The sequence below is a fragment of the Roseimicrobium gellanilyticum genome (genome assembly GCF_003315205.1).
In the GTDB taxonomy this organism is placed as follows: domain Bacteria; phylum Verrucomicrobiota; class Verrucomicrobiia; order Verrucomicrobiales; family Verrucomicrobiaceae; genus Roseimicrobium; species Roseimicrobium gellanilyticum.
Genome location: NZ_QNRR01000001.1, coordinates 434,858 through 454,130, shown reverse-complemented (window position 1 = coordinate 454,130; position 19,273 = coordinate 434,858). Strand labels below are relative to the sequence as shown.

General features: G+C 60.2%; 18 protein-coding genes. 12 read left to right on the top strand and 6 right to left on the bottom strand.

Going from position 1 to position 19,273, the window contains the following annotated elements; all coding sequences use genetic code 11:
- Window positions 1-160: 160 nt before the first annotated feature.
- Entirely contained in the window at window positions 161-604 is a 444-nt protein-coding gene (locus DES53_RS32720) for a hypothetical protein (protein ID WP_170156785.1), read from the top strand.
- Complete coding sequence (locus DES53_RS01875) at window positions 594-1,343, top strand: C40 family peptidase (RefSeq protein ID WP_170156784.1); 750 nt, start codon at window positions 594-596, stop codon at window positions 1,341-1,343. Before DES53_RS32720 ends, DES53_RS01875 begins: the two co-directional genes overlap by 11 nt.
- 65 nt (window positions 1,344-1,408) lie before the next feature.
- On the opposite strand, the gene DES53_RS01870 is transcribed toward DES53_RS01875, so the two are convergent.
- Complete coding sequence (locus tag DES53_RS01870) at window positions 1,409-1,693, bottom strand: 4a-hydroxytetrahydrobiopterin dehydratase (protein WP_113956507.1); 285 nt, start codon at window positions 1,691-1,693, stop codon at window positions 1,409-1,411.
- A gap of 135 nt (window positions 1,694-1,828) precedes the next feature.
- On the opposite strand from DES53_RS01870, the gene cysK reads away from it, so the two are divergent.
- Window positions 1,829-2,812, top strand: a complete 984-nt coding sequence (gene cysK, locus DES53_RS01865; RefSeq protein WP_113956506.1) for a cysteine synthase A — start codon at window positions 1,829-1,831, stop codon at window positions 2,810-2,812.
- Between the two features lie 47 nt (window positions 2,813-2,859).
- Window positions 2,860-3,948: a tetratricopeptide repeat protein gene (locus DES53_RS01860; protein WP_113956505.1), complete on the top strand. Its 1,089-nt coding sequence runs from the start codon at window positions 2,860-2,862 to the stop codon at window positions 3,946-3,948.
- A gap of 261 nt (window positions 3,949-4,209) precedes the next feature.
- Here the strand turns inward: DES53_RS01860 and DES53_RS01855 are convergent, their stop codons facing one another.
- A complete protein-coding gene (locus tag DES53_RS01855; RefSeq protein WP_170156783.1) occupies window positions 4,210-5,826 on the bottom strand; it encodes a sodium:solute symporter in 1,617 nt (538 codons plus the stop codon).
- An 823-nt stretch (window positions 5,827-6,649) separates the two neighbouring features.
- Entirely contained in the window at window positions 6,650-8,095 is a 1,446-nt protein-coding gene (locus DES53_RS01845) for a sulfatase (RefSeq protein WP_170156782.1), read from the bottom strand.
- A gap of 132 nt (window positions 8,096-8,227) precedes the next feature.
- Between DES53_RS01845 and DES53_RS01840 the strand changes: the two genes are divergently transcribed.
- From DES53_RS01840 to DES53_RS01830, 3 genes are all read left to right on the top strand, one after another.
- Complete coding sequence (locus DES53_RS01840; protein WP_113956501.1) at window positions 8,228-8,746, top strand: carboxymuconolactone decarboxylase family protein; 519 nt, start codon at window positions 8,228-8,230, stop codon at window positions 8,744-8,746.
- A 220-nt stretch (window positions 8,747-8,966) separates the two neighbouring features.
- Window positions 8,967-9,626: a hypothetical protein gene (locus DES53_RS01835; protein WP_147263156.1), complete on the top strand. Its 660-nt coding sequence runs from the start codon at window positions 8,967-8,969 to the stop codon at window positions 9,624-9,626.
- A gap of 137 nt (window positions 9,627-9,763) precedes the next feature.
- Complete coding sequence (locus DES53_RS01830; protein WP_245958065.1) at window positions 9,764-11,419, top strand: DEAD/DEAH box helicase; 1,656 nt, start codon at window positions 9,764-9,766, stop codon at window positions 11,417-11,419.
- A gap of 126 nt (window positions 11,420-11,545) precedes the next feature.
- Here the strand turns inward: DES53_RS01830 and DES53_RS01825 are convergent, their stop codons facing one another.
- A complete protein-coding gene (locus tag DES53_RS01825) occupies window positions 11,546-12,478 on the bottom strand; it encodes a hypothetical protein (RefSeq protein ID WP_113956499.1) in 933 nt (310 codons plus the stop codon).
- 132 nt (window positions 12,479-12,610) lie between these two features.
- On the opposite strand from DES53_RS01825, the gene DES53_RS32365 reads away from it, so the two are divergent.
- From DES53_RS32365 to DES53_RS01800, 5 genes are all read left to right on the top strand, one after another.
- Window positions 12,611-12,907 carry a hypothetical protein gene (locus DES53_RS32365; RefSeq protein ID WP_147263154.1) on the top strand — a complete coding sequence of 99 codons (297 nt, stop codon included), beginning with the start codon at window positions 12,611-12,613 and terminating at the stop codon, window positions 12,905-12,907.
- A gap of 87 nt (window positions 12,908-12,994) precedes the next feature.
- Window positions 12,995-13,570 (top strand): NUDIX hydrolase, encoded by a 576-nt coding sequence (locus DES53_RS01815; protein WP_147263152.1) that lies wholly within the window; start codon window positions 12,995-12,997, stop codon window positions 13,568-13,570.
- Between the two features lie 15 nt (window positions 13,571-13,585).
- Window positions 13,586-14,689, top strand: a complete 1,104-nt coding sequence (locus DES53_RS01810; protein ID WP_113956496.1) for an aminopeptidase — start codon at window positions 13,586-13,588, stop codon at window positions 14,687-14,689.
- Window positions 14,690-14,735: 46 nt separating this feature from the next.
- The gene (locus DES53_RS01805; protein WP_113956495.1) at window positions 14,736-15,971 is read left to right on the top strand and encodes an alpha/beta hydrolase family protein; all 1,236 of its coding nucleotides are present in this window, start codon (window positions 14,736-14,738) and stop codon (window positions 15,969-15,971) included.
- A 51-nt stretch (window positions 15,972-16,022) separates the two neighbouring features.
- Window positions 16,023-17,306 (top strand): PQQ-binding-like beta-propeller repeat protein, encoded by a 1,284-nt coding sequence (locus DES53_RS01800; RefSeq protein ID WP_170156781.1) that lies wholly within the window; start codon window positions 16,023-16,025, stop codon window positions 17,304-17,306.
- A gap of 9 nt (window positions 17,307-17,315) precedes the next feature.
- Here the strand turns inward: DES53_RS01800 and DES53_RS01795 are convergent, their stop codons facing one another.
- The gene (locus tag DES53_RS01795; protein WP_113956493.1) at window positions 17,316-18,347 is read right to left on the bottom strand and encodes a hypothetical protein; all 1,032 of its coding nucleotides are present in this window, start codon (window positions 18,345-18,347) and stop codon (window positions 17,316-17,318) included.
- 47 nt (window positions 18,348-18,394) lie between these two features.
- On the bottom strand, window positions 18,395-19,225 hold the full coding sequence (locus DES53_RS01790; protein ID WP_113957155.1) for a TIGR00282 family metallophosphoesterase: 831 nt from the start codon (window positions 19,223-19,225) through the stop codon (window positions 18,395-18,397).
- Between the last annotated feature and the right edge of the window lie 48 nt (window positions 19,226-19,273).

Below are 19,273 nucleotides of genomic sequence, written 5' to 3'. Positions count from 1 at the left end.
CGCGGCACAACGGTGCGGAGCTGGCAGCATGCGCCATTCGGCCAGCATCCTTAGCTTTCCCACCCAAGGTGTTCGTCGCTGAGACTCCCTAACCCCGGGCTTGGCTCCTGCTGCCCTTCAGGCAGCAGCAACTTCGGACGACTCATTTCTACCGTCCGTCATGTGCATTCAGAACAATTCGATGGCATCGCACAAAATCGTAAGGCGTTTTCGCACGACCACGGCGCGTGTGGCGTCCGTTCCTTTTTCAGCAGCAAAGGATTTCGAGTATGCGCGTGGTTCATCTCATCATGACTCTGCTCATTTGCCTGGGCACTGGGGCCCCGGCACAGGAGAACTCGGGTTCAAAAACATCGAGCAAGAAGAAAACGTCGGGCGCCAGTGCTACCACGGGCACGAGTGGCACCAGTTCTTCGGCGAAAAAGAAATCCGCGTCATCGGGCAGCACCACCAGCACTTCCTCCACGACCTCGAAATCGAAGTCGAAAGCAACCTCCCCAGGAGTCAAGACAACGGTCGCCAGCAAGGAGGCTGCCACAAAGGAGAACACGAATTCAAAAGAGGAAGAACCCAAGAAAAGCCCGGACGCCTCGATGACAGATGAGGAAAAGGGGTCGGGCACCTCGCGCAAAACCGACGGCAGCGAAAAGAAGGATTCCACATCGTCCGCAAAGAAGACCTCCACCGCATCAGGCGAGCCTCTTGAAGAGGAAGAAGGCACTGACGAGCGCGACCCCACGAAAGCGGGAAAGAAGCCTGCGGCAGTCTCCAGCATCGCGCCGGAGGAGCTCGAAGGCTTCGAGGCTTATCCGGCCGCAACACAACAGCTCATCCGCCATTCGCTGGAACTCACGACCCAGAATCTCCGTTACCAGTTCGGATCTGCGGATCCAAAGGCGGGCGGCATGGACTGCTCCGGCACCATGTACCGGATACTGCAAGACTCCGGCATCAAGGACGTGCCGAGGCAGAGTGACGAGATCTGCCGGTGGGTCATGCGGCGCACCCTCCTGTATCGCACGGAAGATACATCCAATCTGAAGGACAAGTCCCTCTCCGCGTTGAGGCCCGGTGACCTGCTCTTCTGGACGGGCACCTATGAGACCAGCAGCCCTCGTGAACTGCCGATTTCCCACGTCATGCTCTATCTCGGGAAGCGCAAGAAGGACGGCAAGCCGATCGTCTTCGGCGCCAGCGACGGTCGCACCTATGATGGGCAGCGTCGCAACGGGGTGAGCGTCTTTGATTTTGTGATGCCCAAACGCGACGGCAAGGCGGCTTTTTACGGATATGGGCCAGTGCCTGGGCTGAAGAACACAACAGCCAGCGCGGAGGGGCAGTAGCGCGCTCCCGTCCAACGGCCACGTTCCGGGCTCACTATCAGGAACATCTCAACAGATGCCCCGAGTCACCCCACCAGGCCGTCCACCTGTCTGGCCAACGCGAAGTCGAGCTTCGTGAGCCCACCCTTGCTGTGGGTGCTGAGTCGCACGGTCACCTTGCGCCAGCCGACCTGCATATCCGGGTGATGATTGGCCTCTTCCGCGAGGTGCGCCACCTTCACCACGAAGTCGATCCCGGCCATGTAACTGGAGAACTTGAAGAGGCGCACGATCTCCACCCCCTCCCTGCTCCACCCTGCCACTGCGCTGAGTTGCTCCACGATTTCCGATTCTTGCAACAGTTCGGCCATGACCCATCATCGCACATTTTCCTAGGGATGGCTGTATCCTTTTTGCCTTGCAAGCGCGGTCCCTCCGTCTATAGGCAGCGTTCCGCCGCTCCGGGCGGCTGGTCGACTTTTCCCACTCCTAACCACTCAGCACTTATGGGCAATATCTACAACAACATCGTTGAAACCGTGGGCCGCACCCCGCTTGTGAAGCTCAACAAGGTCACCGCCGGACTCGATGCCACGATTGCCCTCAAGTGTGAATTCTTCAACCCGCTGGGCTCGGTGAAAGACCGTATCGGCATGGCGATGATCGAAGACGCTGAGAAGCGCGGCATCCTGAACAAGGACACGGTCATTGTGGAGCCCACCAGCGGCAACACCGGCATTGCCCTCGCCTTCGTGGCCGCTGCCAAGGGGTACAAGCTCATCCTGACCATGCCCGAGACCATGAGCCTGGAGCGCCGCACCCTGCTGGCCCTCCTCGGCGCGGAACTCGTGCTCACCCCTGGACCGCAGGGCATGAAGGGCGCAATCGCCAAGGCGGAAGAAATTCTCAAGGCCACGCCCAATGCCTGGATTCCCCAGCAGTTCGAGAATCCCGCCAACCCTGAAATCCACAAGAAGACCACCGCTGAAGAAATCTGGGCGGATACGGATGGCAAGGTGGACATCCTCGTCGCCGCCGTCGGCACGGGTGGCACCATCACCGGCTGCTACGAAGTGATCAAGCCCCGCCGCCCCGGCTTCCAAGCCATCGCGGTTGAGCCCGAAGCCTCCCCGGTGATCAACCAGACACTCGCAGGCGAAACCCTCCAGCCCGGACCGCACAAGATTCAGGGTACCGGCGCTGGCTTCGTGCCGAAGAACCTCCACCTCAAGGATGAAGCGGGCAACGCCCAGATCACCGAGTGCGTGAAGGTCTCCAATGATGACGCCTTCGCCATGGCCCGCCGTCTTGCCAAGGAAGAAGGCATCCTCGTGGGTATCTCCACCGGCGCGAACGTAGTGGCCGCCATCGAAGTCGCCAAGCGCCCTGAAAACAAGGGCAAGCTCATCGTGACCATCGCCTGCTCCACCGGCGAGCGCTATCTGTCCACCGCACTGGCCGATGAAGCCAGGGCCAAGGTCGGTGCGTAGTCTTTCATTGTTCCCTCCTCGTCATTCCCGCTTCCTCCCTCATCCGCATGTCGGCCGCCCAGAATCCCGCAGTCCCTCCCCAGGCCCAGCCTGGTGAACCAAGTCCCGTCGAACAGTTTCTTGAGAAGAACTTCAAGAAGCTCGCCATCGGCTTTGTCCTCCTCGTCATCGTCGTGGTGGTCTTGGGGCTGGCTCGGCATTTCCGGCATCAGACCGAGTTGGAAGCCGCTGAAAGGTTCACCTCCGCGAAGAATGCCGAGGAAAGCGAAAAGGTCATCCAAGGGTTTCCCGGCACGCAGGCGGCTGGGAATGCCCAGCTCCTGAAGGCCGACTTCCTCTGGGCCGAAGGCAAGAAGGAGTCATCCGTGAAGGCGTTGCAGGAGTTTGTGAAGACAGAGAGCGGTCACCCGCTGCTGCCGCAGGCGATGCTGGCCCTTGGCACCAAGCAATTGGCCATGGGGGAAAAGGATTCCGGTCGCAAGACGCTGGACGAAGTGGTTCAGAAGTTCCCCAAAACGGACGTGGCTGCTGCTGCGCAGATTCAGATCGGCGACCTCCTCTGGACCGAAGGCAAACTGGAAGAAGCGAAGAAACACTTCAACGACCTGCCTCGCAACTACCCCGGAAGCCCCCTTCTGGCCCGCATTGATGAACGCGTGCAGATGATCGACGCCGGCCTGCCCACCGTGGAGGTGGAGCCGCCCCCGGCGCCTCCCGCTCCTCCGGCCCCAATCCCCGGACTTCCTGGCGCGCTGACTCCTCCCACGACCCCCAGCTTGCTGACCCCGACTCCGAGCGCACCCGCACCGCTTTCGGCTCCGTCCCTGACACCGACCGCTCCCGCAGTGGATCCCTTGATGCCGAAGACAGAGGCGCCAGCTCCAACACCTGCTCCTGCTCCTGTGCCTCCCACCACGGAATCCAAGCCAGTGCCAGCGCCGACTCCGACCCCGGCTGCGCCGCCCGCTGCAGACAAGCCTGCTGAGACGACGCCTGCACCGGCCCCGGCCACCCCAGCCCCAGCCCCAGCCCCAGAAGCACCGAAGGCGGATGCGCCTCCTGCGGCACCAGCCAAGACGGAAGCACCCGCAGCACCTGCGCCGGCTCCTGCTGCGCCCGAAACCCCGAAGCCTTAAGGCAGCGGCAGAGACGAAATTTCATCTGAAAAAGGCAGGCCGCATGGCCTGCCTTTTTTATTTGAATTGCTCACCGAACATGGAATGCCGCCTTGAGGGGACAAGAGTGTCCCCGATCCTTGAGGGAGCTAACGCTGACTTCTGCCGGCAGAGCTGAAACCGGGGCCAGGCACGGGGCCGGTGAGCTCACCAGAGGAGTCCAGGAGCGCTATTCGCAATACAGCAGACAAGCGAGTCCGCACTCCTTTGCCAGTCCCTTTCTTACACCATGCTCACCGGAGCCTCAGCCGCCTGACGCTGTTTATGCTCAGGAGTCCGGAAGAGAATGGCGACAGCTATCGTGACGAAGGTGCCGAGTGTGATGCGCCACGGGAAGGACATGGGGAGCAATGGCACGGTTTCCCCCTTGGCATTCGTCTGCGTGAAGCCAAAGGCCTCCTGCACCCCGAGCACGTTGCTCATGAAGAGCACCACCACGATGCCGCACCACATGGCGATGACGTTGCCCATGTCGTTTCCTCGTGTTTTCGTAAAGATGGCCAGCAGGAAGATGCCCAGCAGCGAGCCGAAGGTGAAGCCGAGGATGCCCAACACCAAGGGAAGGATTTCCAACTTAGGATTGTGCGCCATGACCCATGCCGTCCAGATGCCGACCCCAATGATGAGCACCGCAAAGAACACGGTGCTCCAGCGCATGACCGAAATGCGGCGGCTCTCCGGAGCATCGGCGGGCAACATCGGCAGAAGGAAGTCACGTGAGAGCGAAGTGGCGAGCGCATTCAATGCCGTGCTCAGCGATCCCATGGCTGTAGCCAGGATTCCCGCCGTCACGAGGCCGCGCATGCCGGGAGGCATCTCATGCATGATGAAGTAGGGGAAGATCTCGCGCGTTTCCGCAGGCAGGTTTGGATTGGGGAACGCCTGATAGTAGGCAAACAGAAGAACGCCGATGAAGATGAAGGCAGAGACCACCGGCAGGTCGATGAGGCCGGACAGGATGGTGGCGAAGGCGCTCTGGCGGCGGTTCTTCGCGGTCAGCATGCGCTGCACCGTATCCTGGTCGATGCCGTGCGTGCTCATCGTCACGAAGGTACTGCCAATAATGGCGCCCCACAGGGTGTATTCCGTGACCAGCACATTGCGGATCCACGCCCACACTCCGGGTGACTCTGGCTTGGCGAAATCAAAGAACGCGGGGGATTTGATCACCGCCCCGATGGAGTCCCAGCCGCCGGGAATCTTTCCGATGAGGTAGGGAATGGTGAAACCGAGAGACGCAATGAGCACCCCCACCTGGATGAAGTCCGTCCAGATCACTGCGCGAATGCCACCGACCGAAGTGTAGAGAGCCGTGAGCAGGGTCACCACGACCACCGCGCCCGCATACAGCCAGAATTTCGTATCCGCCGTGGCGACCTCACCCGTCCACATGGTGTAGGCCAGCACCATGATGATCGCGGACACATACAGCCGCGTGCCCATGGCCAGCACGCGCGTGACCATGAAGGTGATGGAGGCGAACTTCCGCGTCACCACGCCGAAGCGGGTCTCGAGGTACTCGTAGAGGGAGATGACGTTGTGCCGGTAGAAGAGCGGGATGAAAAGGAAGCTGACGATGATGCGCGCGAGGATGGTGCCGATGGCAAACTGCGCGTAGCTCCAATTCTGCCGGCTGTACCCGGACTCCGGCGCTCCCAGGAAGGTGGCGGCACTGATTTCCGCGGCGAGGATGCTCGCCAGCACCGCCCACCATGCCATCTCACGATCGCCGAGAGCGAAGCCTTCCACGCTCTTGTTCTTCCGGCTCTGGGCGAGGCCGATGCCGAGGATGACGGCGAAGTAAAGCAGGAGAACGAGGATGTCCGCAGCGTATGCCATGCGCCGATGATGGCGGGGATTGGCGTGGGAGCAAGAGCGGAAGTCCGGAGGTGGGAGTTCGAAATGCGGAGGTTGAGGAAGTTTGCGATCGTTGAGCGGTTGATGAGCGATGGCTGAGCAGTTGTTTAAGGAAAGGGAAGGACTGCTGCCTGAGGCCCGGTGATTTTCCGAACCCCGAATGACCAATGACAAACCCATCCACAGTGCTGAAAACTCAGCACTGCAGATGGGCTCAGACTCCGGTCTTCGGGTTCCGCACTCCGGACCCAGCTGCCCTCACTCCCTAAAAGTAGTGATCGCGCAGGGAACCGTCATGCCGGCCGGAGCGCAGGCAGCAGTTGCGGAAATTTCCGGCAGGATCCGCACGGACATAGATCGTTGCGTCCGAGCTTCTCGACCAGTTCCTTGGTTCCGTGAACCACACGCCATCCTTTCATGACGCGTGTTTCGCTGGGGTAGCCTTTCCGGCGCTTGCTAGTGCGCTCGAAAAAAGGCGCCGTCTTCGTGTGCATGTTGCATCGTCATGGCAGCCTCCTTGTTGGTTGGTTTGCTTTGTCCTGATGCGCCATCCGGGTGATGGCGGGGTGTCTTCATGCCACATGATGGGCAGAACGCAAGCTGAGGAGGAGGCCACGTTGAAAGCACGATCTCTGCCGCGGCCGAAGATGCCACCAGTACTGAGGGGACAAGAGTGTCCCCGATCCTTGAAGGAGCTGATGTTCCTTGGAAATGCAAACGTTTCCCATCGTGTGGAATGAGGCTTTGCCCAAGGATCGGGGGCACTTCTGCCCCCGTTTTCCCGTGGCTTCGCCTCAGGGCCGTCCTACTTCTTCGCCACCTCTATCGGCGGCAGCTTCTCGGCGAGCAGGCCCCTCAGTTCCTTCAGTACCGCAGCGTGCTGGGGGTCTTCCGCGAGATTCTTGTACTCGTGTGGATCCGCATCGTGGTCGTACAACTCGATGCCATTGCGCCCCTCATCCCACTCGGTGCAGCGCCAGCGCTTTGTGCGCACGGTGCGCCCCCAGTACTCGGCGTTCTTGCCCCGGCGGGCCTGGGTGAAGGCGGCATCATGAATGGATACACCCGGGTCCTCCAGCACGGACCGGAGAGATTTGCCCTGAAGGACATCAGGCGCCGGAAGGCCGGCAAGATCGCAGAGGGTGGGATACACATCGAGCAGTTCCACGAGACTGGTGCTTCGCTTGCCCACGCCCTTCGTGCCCGGCGCGGCAATGATGAAGGGCACGCGGGCGCTTTCTTCGAAGAGGCTGCGCTTATGCCAGAGGCCGTGTTCACCGAGGTGCCAGCCATGGTCGCCGGAGAAAACGACGATGGTATTTTCCTCCAATCCAAGCCGTTTGAGAGCCTCCAGCACCACGCCGGCCTGGGCGTCCATGTAGCTCACACAGGCAAGGTAGGCACGAATGGCGGCACGGCGCTGCTCCGGCGTCGAGGTCAGCGTGTATCCAGGCACAGCTCCATTGCGCGCGGGCTCAGGAATGTCCGCCTCATCATCCGCGGGCGATTCTGGAAGCGTGATGGAATCGAACGGATAGAGATCAAAGTACTTCGCAGGCGCCACCAGCGGCAGATGGGGACGGTGGAAGCCGACAGCGAGGAAGAAGGGCTTTGTGGAGTCGCGCTTTTCCAACCAACCGACCGCCTTTTCGGCGAACTCTCCATCCACCATGTTGCTGTCTGGTCCGGTGGTTTCCTGCCAGGGTAAGCCCTGCTTTTTGCCAGCCTTCACTTTCACGTCACTCACCCGTGTGGGCGGATATGGGCGCTCATCGCGGAAAGGCAGGCCGAAGTCCCACGCCTGCGGGTCGTCCATGCTCTCCTCACCCGTCGGGACGCCGAGGTGGAAGATCTTTCCATACCGCGCCGTGGCATAACCCTGCTGCCGGAAGTGATGCGGCAGCGTCAGGACACCCGGGATGTTTTTGTAGAGATTGTCCCCATTGTCCGTGACACGGGTGGTATTGGGTCGGAGCCCACTCATCATGGAGGCGCGAGAGGGATTGCAGTGGGGGAACTGGCAATAGGCCTGGTCGAACTGCACGCCTCGCTTGGCCAGAGCGTCGAGGTTGGGTGTCTTCGCCACCGGATGCCCATAACATCCCAGCGTGGCCGCGAGATCGTCGGACATCATCAAGAGCACGTTCGGCTTCGCTGCGGCTGGTGCAGCGTGAAGACCGCCGGCATGCCCCAACACCCCCATGAAAGCGGTGGCGAGAAGAAGGGAAACCAAGCGAAGTGCGGAAGGCATGGCGGAAAGACGACGGGAAAAGGGTGATTGTTTCGCCCGACGCATCGTGGAAAGGATTTGCCGGCGTCGCCGTCCCTGACGGGCGTAGTGCATTCAGAGGCGTCTCTCCTTCCCCGCTTTTTCGTTTCCCCCATGCTCACGAATATCATCATCCAAGCGGCCGAGCGGGCCACCGGCGTGACGATGGACTACCTCCGGTTCATCGCCCAGCATTCGCGGAGCGGTTTCTGGAAGTTCCTGAGATTCATGCCACTGGCACGGTATCGGCGGAAGCTGCCGCCAGACCTCTGGCATGCGGCCCGCATCGTGGCCACCCAAGTAGATGACTGCGGCACGTGTGTACAAGTCACCGTGAACCTGGCACTCAAGGATGGCATACCCGCGTCGCTCCTGCAGGCTCTGGCGCATCGGAAGGATGAAAAGCTGCCTCCGAACGTCCGGGACACGGTGATGCTGGTGAGGGCCGCCCTGACAGGTGACGAGTCCACAGCGACTCCTTTGCGGGAGGCTTTGGTGCGGCAGCACGGAGAGGAAGGACTGGCGGAACTGGCGCTCGCGGTAGCCTCCGCGAGGGTCTTCCCCACCACCAAAAAAGTGCTCGGTCTGGCGAAGAGTTGCTCGATCGTGGAGGTGGATGTGCCGCAAGGGTAGGCATTCTCAGAATCGCGACGACTTGTGAGAAATTGCGGAGACTCTCTTGGTTGGGTCTCCGAAAAGGAAGGAAATAGGGCTGATTTCGAGCCCATAGTTACAACATAAAACTATATTTATTGTCACGGTTGATACGTGATTATTATAGATTTTATGGCACAGTGTCTGTGTTGAAGGCGATTCCCTGATGGAAGCGCACTCCAAATCCACTCAGACAGCCATGCTTCCTCAGTTCCCCGGCAACGACGCTCATTACAATCAGTGGCAGGACAACCTGACCTCGGTTGCGCTCGCCCATGCGCATGAGCTGAATTTGGATCCCACCAAAAAAGTGGCTCTGGAAAACGCCCGGCTGGCGTGGCAGACCGCTTTCACGGATCACCTCAAAGCACAAACAGCAGCAGCGGCCACCGCATCCTGGAAAGAAAACGCGCGCCGTGAGCAGGAGATTTTCCTCCGTCCTCTGCTGGCCGAGTGGCAGGAGAATCCGCACGTGAGCCAGACGCTGCGCACAGCCCTGGGCATGGGCGCCCGCAATGAAGGGCGCAACGGCCACGCCAAGCCCACCACCCGCCCCCAGCTTGAGGCGGATACCACCCGCGCCGGTCAACTCACCATTCATTTCCGTGACTTCGGCGCGACCACCAAGGCCAAGCCACCCGGAGTACGGGGCTGCCAGTTCTGGATTCAGATTGGCGGCAGCCCGCCGGTGATTCTGGAAAGCATGAACCACGTGGCCACGGACACGCGCACGCCCTACGTCATCCAGTTCAATGAGGCAGACCTCGGCAAGACCGTCTACATCATCGGGCGCTGGGAGAGCCACCGTGGCCTCACGGGTCCCATGAGCGAAATGATGACGGTAACCATCCCCGGGTGACGACTCCGATGCGGGAAGCGGGGTTGACGAACGGCCTTTTTCCGGCCACAGGCTAGTTGCACTGATGGCGAAAGCTCCCTGATGGCAGTAGATTGCCGTCGCTCGCCCGCCCTCCGCTCGTGCATCCCTGATTTCCTGTGACCACTCCGAAAAAGCCCAAAACGTCCCTGCTCACCCGTCTGAAGTCAGGCATCAAACGCCTGCTTGGCTCGAAAAAGAAGAAGACCGAGGAGAAGAAACACGGCCACGAGGAACACCCGGAGAAGCTGCACGCGAGTGCAAAGCATCACCCTGCGAAAAAGCCGACCGCCGGTGGGCATGATGACAAGAAGAGTTCCCGTCATCCTCGCGCTGAGGGTGAGCGTCGCGAAGGCTCCAGACCTCCTCGCGAAGGTGACCGCGGCCCCCGTGGAGGCCGTGATGGCGAAAGAGGGCCTCGCGGTGGAAGGGATGCCCGCGGAGGCCGTGATGGAAGGTCAGGACGTGGAGGACGCTCGGGCAAACCGGAACGTGGCGAACGCGAAGAGCATGCACCCCGCCAGAACTTCGAGGCCCTGCCGCCGCCCCCGGCCCCTCCTGTTCCTGAGGGTCCGTATCCCGAGGCATTTGAAGTGCTGGGCTTCTCTCCTGCCATTCTGGCTGGTATCCGTGACCTCGGCTACGCCCAGCCCACGGAGATTCAGGTGAAGGCCGCGCCCATTGTGCTGGAAGGCCGCGACCTTATCGGAGCCTCGCAGACCGGCACCGGCAAGACGGCAGCATTCGGCATGCCCGCGCTCAGCAAGATGGGGGCTCCCGGTGCGCTGCGCTGCCTCATCCTGGAACCCACGCGCGAGCTGGCAGCCCAGGTGGTGGACAATTTCGACAAGCTGGGCAAACACACCGGTCTGCGCACCCTGCTCGTGCATGGGGGCGTGGGGTATGAGAAGCAACGCAAGGGCTTGCAGCAGGGCGTCGACATCGTGGTGGCCACTCCGGGGCGCCTGCTGGATTTCATGCAGGATGGCACCGTGAATCTCGACACGGTCGAGGTGCTCATCCTCGATGAAGTGGACCGCATGCTGGACATGGGCTTCCTGCCGGACGTACGCCGCATTGTGGAGCGCACACCGCGCACCCGCCAGACACTGTTCTTCTCCGCCACGATGCCCGCACAGATCAAGGGGCTTGCGGATTGGGCGCTGAAGGAGCCTGCCAGTGTGGAAGTTGGCATCCGCTTCTCGCCCTCCGAGACGGTGAGCCACTACCTGTATCCCGTCGCCAGCGATCAGCGTGAGGAATTGCTGCTCGAGCTGCTGCGCCGCACCGACTTCCACAGCGTGATGATTTTCACCCGCACGAAGATGGATGCAGATCGCCTCTTCGGCTCGATCCAGCGCGACGGTGAACACAAGGCCGCCGTCATGCATGGCGACATCACCCAACGCGACCGCGAGAAGGCCCTGCAGGATTTCCGCGAAGGCAAGGTGGAGGTCATCGTCGCCACCGACGTCGCCGCGCGCGGTCTGGACATCAGCGGCGTGACCCACGTGATCAACTACATGGTCCCCGAGCGCTCGGAAGACTACGTCCACCGCATCGGCCGTACCGGACGCGCGAAGAAGGAAGGCGATGCCTTCACCCTATTCACTGCCGAAGAGATCGGTTATGTCTCCTCCATTGAGCGCCTCATCGGCCAGGAGATCGAGCGCAAGAAGCTGGACAACTTCCCCTACAAGTACACGACCGTGCTGGAGAACGAAGACAAGGCTCGTGCGATTATGTTCGGCCGGAAGACGAAGAAGCGGAGGTAGGTTTTTGGACCGCTAATCAACGCCAACAGGCGCTCATGAACACAAGCTTCCGGCAAGGCCGAAACGCAAAAGCCGGTTGTATCATCAGCGCAGGTTAGCGTCCACGAGCGGTTCGCTCGATATCGATCACGGCACCTGCTCGCCGGAGCCCTTGTAGTACCAACCTGCGACGCGACCATCCACGATCTTGGCGACAGCAGTGGTGCTGAATTTGCCGAAGGCAGTCTGCGCATCGTAGTCCACGGCAACGACCCAGCAGGGTTTGCCATTGTGATCGCCTTTTTCGGGGTTTCCCCAGCGGGTAATGGAGTTCGGAGTGACTTCCGTCACCATGCCGGCACGCATGCTGGCGAGCAACAGAGGGAAAGTGCCATCCGCGCTGATCTGGGGTTTGCCATCGGCTGCGACCTGAGGAGTTGTGAACACCACGGGCGCACGGTCCCGATTTTTCCAGGCGATGCGGGCTTCCTCAATGCGGCGCTCGCGCCAGGCATTGTAGGCTGTGGTGAGTGATGCCTTGAGATCGGTGGAATCCACCGTGACCGAAGCGCGCGCTGCGGAAGCGGGTGTAGGCGCGAGGAGCAGCGACCCATTCTGCAGGGAGAGGGCCGTGACTTCGCTCCCTGCTGGCATCTGGGTGCCGCCGTAGCTGGCCTTGAACGCCACCGGAAGCAGCAGCTTCACCTGCCGGGGAAAGGCACTCGCGGGAACGCGCGTCCAGTTCGCAGTCGCCTGCTCCACGCTCGGCAGAGCAGGTGGCGTGAATGTGTCCGAAGAAGCCACGGGAGGTGCAGGCGCCGGAGCAGGGGGCTGCGGCATGGGAGGCGGCGCGGTGTTCACGGATTCAGGAGTTGGAGGAGGGGGCGCCGGTGATGGAACTGGCGCGCTTGCAGACTCCGTGGAAGCCATGGCGGCAGATGCATCAGATTCGGCTGACTTCGCCACTGCCGGCTGCTTGAAGACCATCTTTTCCTCCGGCGGGGCCACGAAGTAATCGTAGGCCAGGAAAGCGCCACCCAGCACAAGGACTGTGATGAAGAGTGATTTCAGGGATTGCATGGTGTCGTTGATTCTCTGAGGGTTGGAGTATTCGAATGCTTGGCAAAACTTCAGGGGCAGAGAGGCGCCGCGCCGTCAACTGCGGCAGGTATTCGGCGTTAGACGCAAAGACCGCACCAATTTGTCTACATCGTGACGGATTTCCGTCAAAGTTCTGTAAAAAGTGATGCCGCACATGATGCCAGCGTGCGTGGAAACTTCACCCTGCCCACGAGACCTCCGCAGCGCCATCCACGAAAGGAAAGCACCGTTCCTATAGCAGAAGATACCGGGAAAGATCATATCCGTAGTCTGGCTGCCAGACAGCACCACGGATTCAGGCAGGATTGCTTGGAAGATTTTTCTCATTGCTTCCCAGGAACAGGTTTCATCCCTTTACAGAAGCAACTGCAGTCGGTTGTTACAAAATCCGGAAAAAAACTTGGGTGACGAATTCGCGAGATTTCGTGTCGCAAGAGAAGTGCGCGCGTTGACTTCCGGGTGAAATGCGAAGAGAAACGGACTCTCTCGCACACCATGGATCGCCACGCTCTTCGTTCCCAGCTTGCAACCTTGGACCTCACACGGCGCACCGTTGAAGAACCCTTTCGTGATCAGATGATTGCACTGCTCGATGCAGAATCGCAATGCTTCCATCGCAGCTGTTTTCCCGGTCACTTCACGGCAAGCGCCTTCATCGTCAGCGCGGACGGGTCGCGCACGCTGCTGAATCATCATCGCAAGCTGAACCGCTGGCTTCACTTTGGCGGCCACTGCGACGGTGATGAGAACCTTGTACGAGTCGCACAACGTGAAGCTCTGGAAGAGTGTGGCATCGAAGGATTGATCCTGGCGTCCGCACGTCCTTTCGACCTCGATGTTCATCCCATCCCTGCTCATGGAAATGAACCGGATCACTTTCATTATGATGTGAACTTCGTGCTCATCGCCCCTGAGGGGGCCACGGAGATCATCAGCCCTGAAAGCGTGGAACTGCGGTGGTTCACACCGGAGGAAATGCAGGCTCTGCCCCTGGTGGAGAGCATGCGGCGCATCACCCGGAAGTGGCAGGATCTGCGGGAGAGACGTGCACATGCGGCTCCGGACGCGTAGTGATTGTGTCCGAAAATGCGCCGTCCCCTGCCCCATCGCAATCATCGCATGCAGCACGCCGTGTGTCTCACCCTCAGCCTGGTGCTTCTGGCGGCGGTGATCACCATCACGGTCTCCTGCAGCTCAAGCCACTTCTACTCGCAGGCGGCTCAAGGGCAGGCGGATATGCTGCGGCGTGCCCGGCCCATTCCCAAGGTGCTTGCCGATCCAAAGACCAACGCCAAACTGCGTTCGCAGCTGGAGCTGGTGCAGGAGCTTCGCACCTTCGCGCATGACCAATTGAAACTGCCGACGAACAAGCAGTACAAAAATTATGCGGATCTCGGCCGGAAGTTCGCGGTGTGGAATGTGTATGCCGCGCCGGAGTTCTCCCTGAAGGCGAAGACGTGGAGGTATCCCGTGGTGGGCTCGCTGAAATACCGCGGCTTCTTCTCGGAAAGCGCCGCCAAGGAAGAGGCGGAAGAGCTGCGAGAGGATGGTTATGACGTGATGGTAGGCGGCGTGCGGGTGTACTCCACCCTGGGATGGTTTTCCGATCCGGTGCTGAATACTTTTGTAAATGACAAGGAATCGCAGCTCGCGGAAACCCTGTTCCATGAGCTGACGCATGCGCGCTTCTTCGTGAGCGGCGACACGGACTTCAATGAAGCCTACGCCACGGCCAGCGGGCAGGAGGGTGTGCGACAGTGGCTGCGCTCCAAGGGAGACACCGAGGGACTGAAAAAATATGAAGCGGACCTGCTGGAGTTCGGCCGCATTCTTGCCCTGCTCCGCAGCACACGCGCGAAGCTGGAAGCGCTCTACGCCCAGGAAGACAATCTCTCTGAGAAAGACATGCGTCTGCGGAAGACGGCGGTCTTCGACGAGACACGCGCGGAATATGAGGCCATGAAACGCCGCGGTGAATGCGACAGCTCGTATGACAGGCTCTTTGGCACGCAGCTCAACAATGCACGCCTCACCGCCCTGGCGACCTACTACGACCTCGTGCCGGCCTTTCATCGTCTGTATGAAGAGCAGGGCCGCGATTGGGAGAAATTTCATCAAGCCGTGGAAGCCATGAAACCCCTGACCAAAAAGGGACGGAGGGAAAAGCTGGGCATGCCTGCCACCGAATAACCAGGCGAGACTGCAAGATTCGAGCGCATGCGGCCTTTGCAATGACATGCGCGTTTCTCTCCTCATGGCCGCCATCGCGTTGCTGATGGCCGGGACTGCCTTTGCAGATTCCAAACCTACGCCTCCATGGAATCTTGAGCAGCTTTTCAAAGCGCCTTCTTTTGAATGGGCAGACCAGAAGAGTCCCGTGCATGCGCTCTTCTACACGGGCGAGCTGTTTCAAGGAAAACCCAGCCGTATCTTCGCCTACTACGCCACGCCGGATACGCTCGCGGGCGCGCCGACGAAGGCAGGAACGAAGTATCCCGGCATCGTGCTGATTCACGGAGGCGGTGGCACCGCGTTCAAGGAATGGGCAACCTTGTGGGCCAGGCGGGGCTATGCGGCGATCGCCATGGATCTCGCCGGCGTGCGTCCAGATGAGGCGGACAACAAGAACCGCACCCCCATACCCCAAGGTGGGCCCGGACAGGATCACGTCGCGAAGTTCGACACCATCAAGACAGAGGACTTCACGGATGACTGGAACTACCACGCGGTGGCCAATGGCATTCTCGCACACTCGCTGCTGCGCAGCTTCCCGGAAGTGGATGCCGACCGCACGGCGGTGACCGGCATTTCCTGGGGCGGCTACACGACATGCATCGTGGCGTCTCTCGATGATCGATTCAAGGCAGCGGTGCCGGTGTATGGCTGCGGCTTCTTGAATCAAAACAGCTCATGGCTCCCAGAATTCGAGAAGCTCAGTCCGGATTACACCAAGAAGTGGGTGAAGTTCTATGATCCGGGTTCATGGCTGCCGCAGTGCCGTGTGCCTATCTTCTTTGTGAACGGCACCAACGATGTGCACTACCGCCTCAACAGCTACATCAAGAGCTACGATGCAGTGAAGCTGACACCGAAAAACATCCGCATCCAGGTGAAGATGTCCCATGGCCACCAACCCGGCTGGGCACCGATGGAGATCGGCCTGTTTGTGGACAGCCTTCTCGGTGTGCGCAGCGAAAAGCCGCTGCAATCCTGCGACCTCCCTGAATCCGCAGGCGACAACGTGAAGGCCTCCGTGCGCAGTTCCACTGTCCTCAAAACAGCGACGCTCTCCTATGCGAAACCCGGCAACACGTTCCACACGCGCGAGTGGGAGACCGTGCCTGCCACGATCGAGAACGGTATTGTAACCGCACCCGCCCCGCCCCCGGATTCTGACATGTGGTTCTTCAACATCACGGATGAACGTGGCGCCATGATCAGCTCGCCTGTGCGATTCCTCGCGAGGTGGTGACCTCCATGGCGCCCTTCTGCTTCGATTTTGCTCTGATTGATGCGCTCTGCCATGAGAAGGACTATCGCGGCGCTGCTGATGTGCACCGGCGCATCCTTTCTGTGCTCTGGGTTCGCCTCAGCAGAAGATTGGCCCCAGTGGCGCGGCATGGCCCGGGACAATGTGTGGAAGGAAACGGACATCCTGGAGGCCTTCCCTGAAGCAGGGGTGAAGGTGCGCTGGCGCATGCCTGTGGGACCTTCGTGGTCAAGTCCGGTGATTGCTGATGGGCATGTCTACATCACAGATGTCGTGCTGCAGAAACCAAAAGCCACGGAGCGCCTGCAGTGCTTCGAGGAGGCCAGCGGCAAGGTCCTGTGGGCGCATTCGTACGAGGCGCCGTATCCCGACTGGGTCTTCACGGCGGGACAGGAAAACGGTCCCTCCGTCACTCCGATTGCCGAAGATGGCAAAGTATGGATGCTCGGTGCGATTGGCGCGCTGCATTGCCTGGATGCCAAGACCGGCGCGGTCCTGTGGCACAAGGATCTCGCCAAGGACTATGGCATGGGAGGATTCTCCACGAATGCCTCTCCTCTCATCGATGGCGAAAAACTGGTGCTCGTCATCGGTGGCAAGCCGGATGCGTGTGTGGTGGCCCTGGACAAGCACACAGGCAACGAGATCTGGCACGCGCTGGATGAGGCTTCGGCGAACAGCTCACCCATCCTCGTGGAAGCCGGGGGAAAGCGTCAGCTCGTGGTGTGGACACAGCAATCCGTGAGCGCACTGGACCCGCACAACGGTGCAGTGCTCTGGCGACAGCGCCTGCTCACCAGCTCGGACAATACGGTCTCCACGCCGGTGTCTCAGGGAGATCTGCTGCTCATTGGCGGCCTGATGCTGAAGCTGGCGCAAGACAAGCCAGGTGTTTCCTTTCTATGGCCGGATACCAAGGCCGTGTCCCATCGTGTACTGAGCAACACCTCGACGGCGATGCTCGCCGAAGGACATGTGTACTCCGCCACCACCAAGGGTGAACTGGTGTGCCTGGATGCACAGACAGGAAAGAAGCTCTGGAGTAAGGACGGTCTCACCTCAAAAATGAGCGGCACCGCGATCCATTTCTTCCCCAATGGAAACAGCGTGCTGCTCTACACGGATGAGGGGAATTTGATTCGCGCGAAACTCACACCACAAGGTTATGAGGAGATCAGCAGGACAAAACTGCTGGAGCCCGTGTATTCTTTTTCGGGGAGGAAGTTGTGCTGGTCACCACCGGCGTTTGCGAATGGATGTGCCTTCGCGCGGAATGAGAGGGAACTGGTGTGTGCGGAGCTGAGAGTTTCCAAGTAGCTCCTCTCGCTAAGGCCGACGGCCCGCTTTCTTTAGCTCCGTTTGAACAAAGTCCGCGATCATGCGCTCTCCACAGACACGGTGATGGCGATGGTCCGTGAGATCTTCGAGCAAAGTCCAGCCTGGTCCATCCGTGCGGCGGTATCCGGTGATGTCCGGTGCCCCGGCGTGAAACAGCAGGTACTTTTCACAGCGTTCCCGCTCCTCCGCCATTCTCTTGATATAGGCAGCTTCCCCGGGATCCTCCACGATCACCAGCATTCCATAGCCAGTGCCTTCATGGAAGGCCATGATCTTTTCACCCCATCCTGGGCTGGCTGGAATTCTGTTGGCGAACATGCAGATGGGCAGGGCTTCAAAGGTAATCTGCCCGGTGGCACTGGCCCTCACGCGCTGTTCAGTGCAGACGAGCCGCTCCGTCTGGTAGTCATCGTGCATGTAGAGCCGCACGGAGGTGATGTCCGGACGGGCGAGCAGTTCTGTGAGTTTCGCATAGTACTCCAGAGTCCGCAGCGGCCTGGTCCGGGAGTCATAGTGGCTGGGCGTTCGCCACCACGGAGCATCGGGAGAGTTGTCCCACGAATGGGACGAGGTCTCCATGAGATGGATCACGTGACGAATCAGCGGATCGGAACCACTCCGCAGCGCCTCCTGAGCGGCGCGAACCCGTTCAAAGAGGCTTCTCAAGTGATCATGAAACCGTGCCGACTTTCGGAAGTGCAGCCAACAGCCGTCTTCCGGCTCCGTGTCATCCCACGCCGCGATGAAGAAGCCATCGAACGTCGCCAGCGACACAACGGTCTTCGGTTCCTCCTTGGGTTTCTTTTCCAAACACCGCGACAAGGTGTACTCGGTGACCTCAACCGGTTCGATGCCGATGTAGTGGATGATGTCTCCCGGCCTCCGGATGGACATCAATTCGTACACACGATATGCCTCCTGAGCATCCGCCAGCAGGTGATCAACCGCGTAGGAATGAACGATCACCTTCAGCGAACGGAGAACGTTCTTCGCAACAGGATACTCAAGTTCAACGAGCATGACTGCACCAGTCAAAAGGGAACCATGGAAACCGAAGCGGCAGCCGCTCAGTTCGTGCCGCTCCCCGGCTCCTCCCACATCCGCTGGACGCGCTCGATGGCTGTTGCCTTGCCTGTGGCGGCATCCACATCCACCAGCACGCCGCAGACCTTCACGGGTCCCCTGGCCACATGATTGCGGCTGGGCATGAGCGTGATGAAGCGTGAGACGGCGGAATCGATTTCCATGCCGATGCAGGAATTGATGGGCCCGCACATGCCAGCATCACAAAGGAAGGCTGTCCCTTCGGGGAGAATGCGTTCATCCGCCGTCTGTACGTGGGTGTGCGTGCCCACGACAGCGGAAACCTTGCCATCCAGGAACCAGCCCATGCACACTTTCTCGCTTGTGGTCTCGCTGTGCATGTCCACAAAGATGACATTGGTCTCCTCGCGAACCTTCTCCACGGCGTCCTGCATGACAGTGAAGGGATTCTCCAGGAGCATTTTCATGAAGGTGCGGCCTTGCACGTTCATGACGGCCACCTTGCCCTTCTTCGTGTCCAGGACCACGCTGCCGCTGCCGGGCGTGCCCTCGGGGTAGTTGATGGGTCGGAGCAGGCGCGGCTCCTCTTCAAACCAAGGGATGATCTCCTTCTGGTCCCACACGTGGTCACCGGTGGTCACCACGGCGGCTCCGGCGCGCATGAGCCCGATGGCGAGCTTTGGCGTGAGGCCACGGCCACCGGCAATGTTTTCCCCGTTTACAATCGCAAAGTCCACGGAGAACTCCTCCTTGAGCTTCGGCAGCAAGTCTCCCACGGCGCGACGCCCGGGATCACCCATGACATCCCCCAAGAACAAGATGCGGATGGTGTTGTCGTCAGGGGCTCCAGTCATGAGCATGGTATTTGGAGATGAATTGCCCACGAATCAAGTTTAGGCTGA

Coding starts and splice junctions, on each gene's coding strand:
- DES53_RS32720 (WP_170156785.1), top strand. CDS start 161: ATGTGCATTCAGAACAATTCGATGGCATCGCACAAAATCGTAAGGCGT.
- DES53_RS01875 (WP_170156784.1), top strand. CDS start 594: ATGACAGATGAGGAAAAGGGGTCGGGCACCTCGCGCAAAACCGACGGC.
- DES53_RS01870 (WP_113956507.1), bottom strand. CDS start 1,693: ATGGCCGAACTGTTGCAAGAATCGGAAATCGTGGAGCAACTCAGCGCA.
- cysK (WP_113956506.1), top strand. CDS start 1,829: ATGGGCAATATCTACAACAACATCGTTGAAACCGTGGGCCGCACCCCG.
- DES53_RS01860 (WP_113956505.1), top strand. CDS start 2,860: ATGTCGGCCGCCCAGAATCCCGCAGTCCCTCCCCAGGCCCAGCCTGGT.
- DES53_RS01855 (WP_170156783.1), bottom strand. CDS start 5,826: ATGGCATACGCTGCGGACATCCTCGTTCTCCTGCTTTACTTCGCCGTC.
- DES53_RS01845 (WP_170156782.1), bottom strand. CDS start 8,095: ATGCCTTCCGCACTTCGCTTGGTTTCCCTTCTTCTCGCCACCGCTTTC.
- DES53_RS01840 (WP_113956501.1), top strand. CDS start 8,228: ATGCTCACGAATATCATCATCCAAGCGGCCGAGCGGGCCACCGGCGTG.
- DES53_RS01835 (WP_147263156.1), top strand. CDS start 8,967: ATGCTTCCTCAGTTCCCCGGCAACGACGCTCATTACAATCAGTGGCAG.
- DES53_RS01825 (WP_113956499.1), bottom strand. CDS start 12,478: ATGCAATCCCTGAAATCACTCTTCATCACAGTCCTTGTGCTGGGTGGC.
- DES53_RS01815 (WP_147263152.1), top strand. CDS start 12,995: ATGGATCGCCACGCTCTTCGTTCCCAGCTTGCAACCTTGGACCTCACA.
- DES53_RS01810 (WP_113956496.1), top strand. CDS start 13,586: ATGCGCCGTCCCCTGCCCCATCGCAATCATCGCATGCAGCACGCCGTG.
- DES53_RS01805 (WP_113956495.1), top strand. CDS start 14,736: ATGCGCGTTTCTCTCCTCATGGCCGCCATCGCGTTGCTGATGGCCGGG.
- DES53_RS01800 (WP_170156781.1), top strand. CDS start 16,023: ATGAGAAGGACTATCGCGGCGCTGCTGATGTGCACCGGCGCATCCTTT.
- DES53_RS01795 (WP_113956493.1), bottom strand. CDS start 18,347: ATGCTCGTTGAACTTGAGTATCCTGTTGCGAAGAACGTTCTCCGTTCG.
- DES53_RS01790 (WP_113957155.1), bottom strand. CDS start 19,225: ATGACTGGAGCCCCTGACGACAACACCATCCGCATCTTGTTCTTGGGG.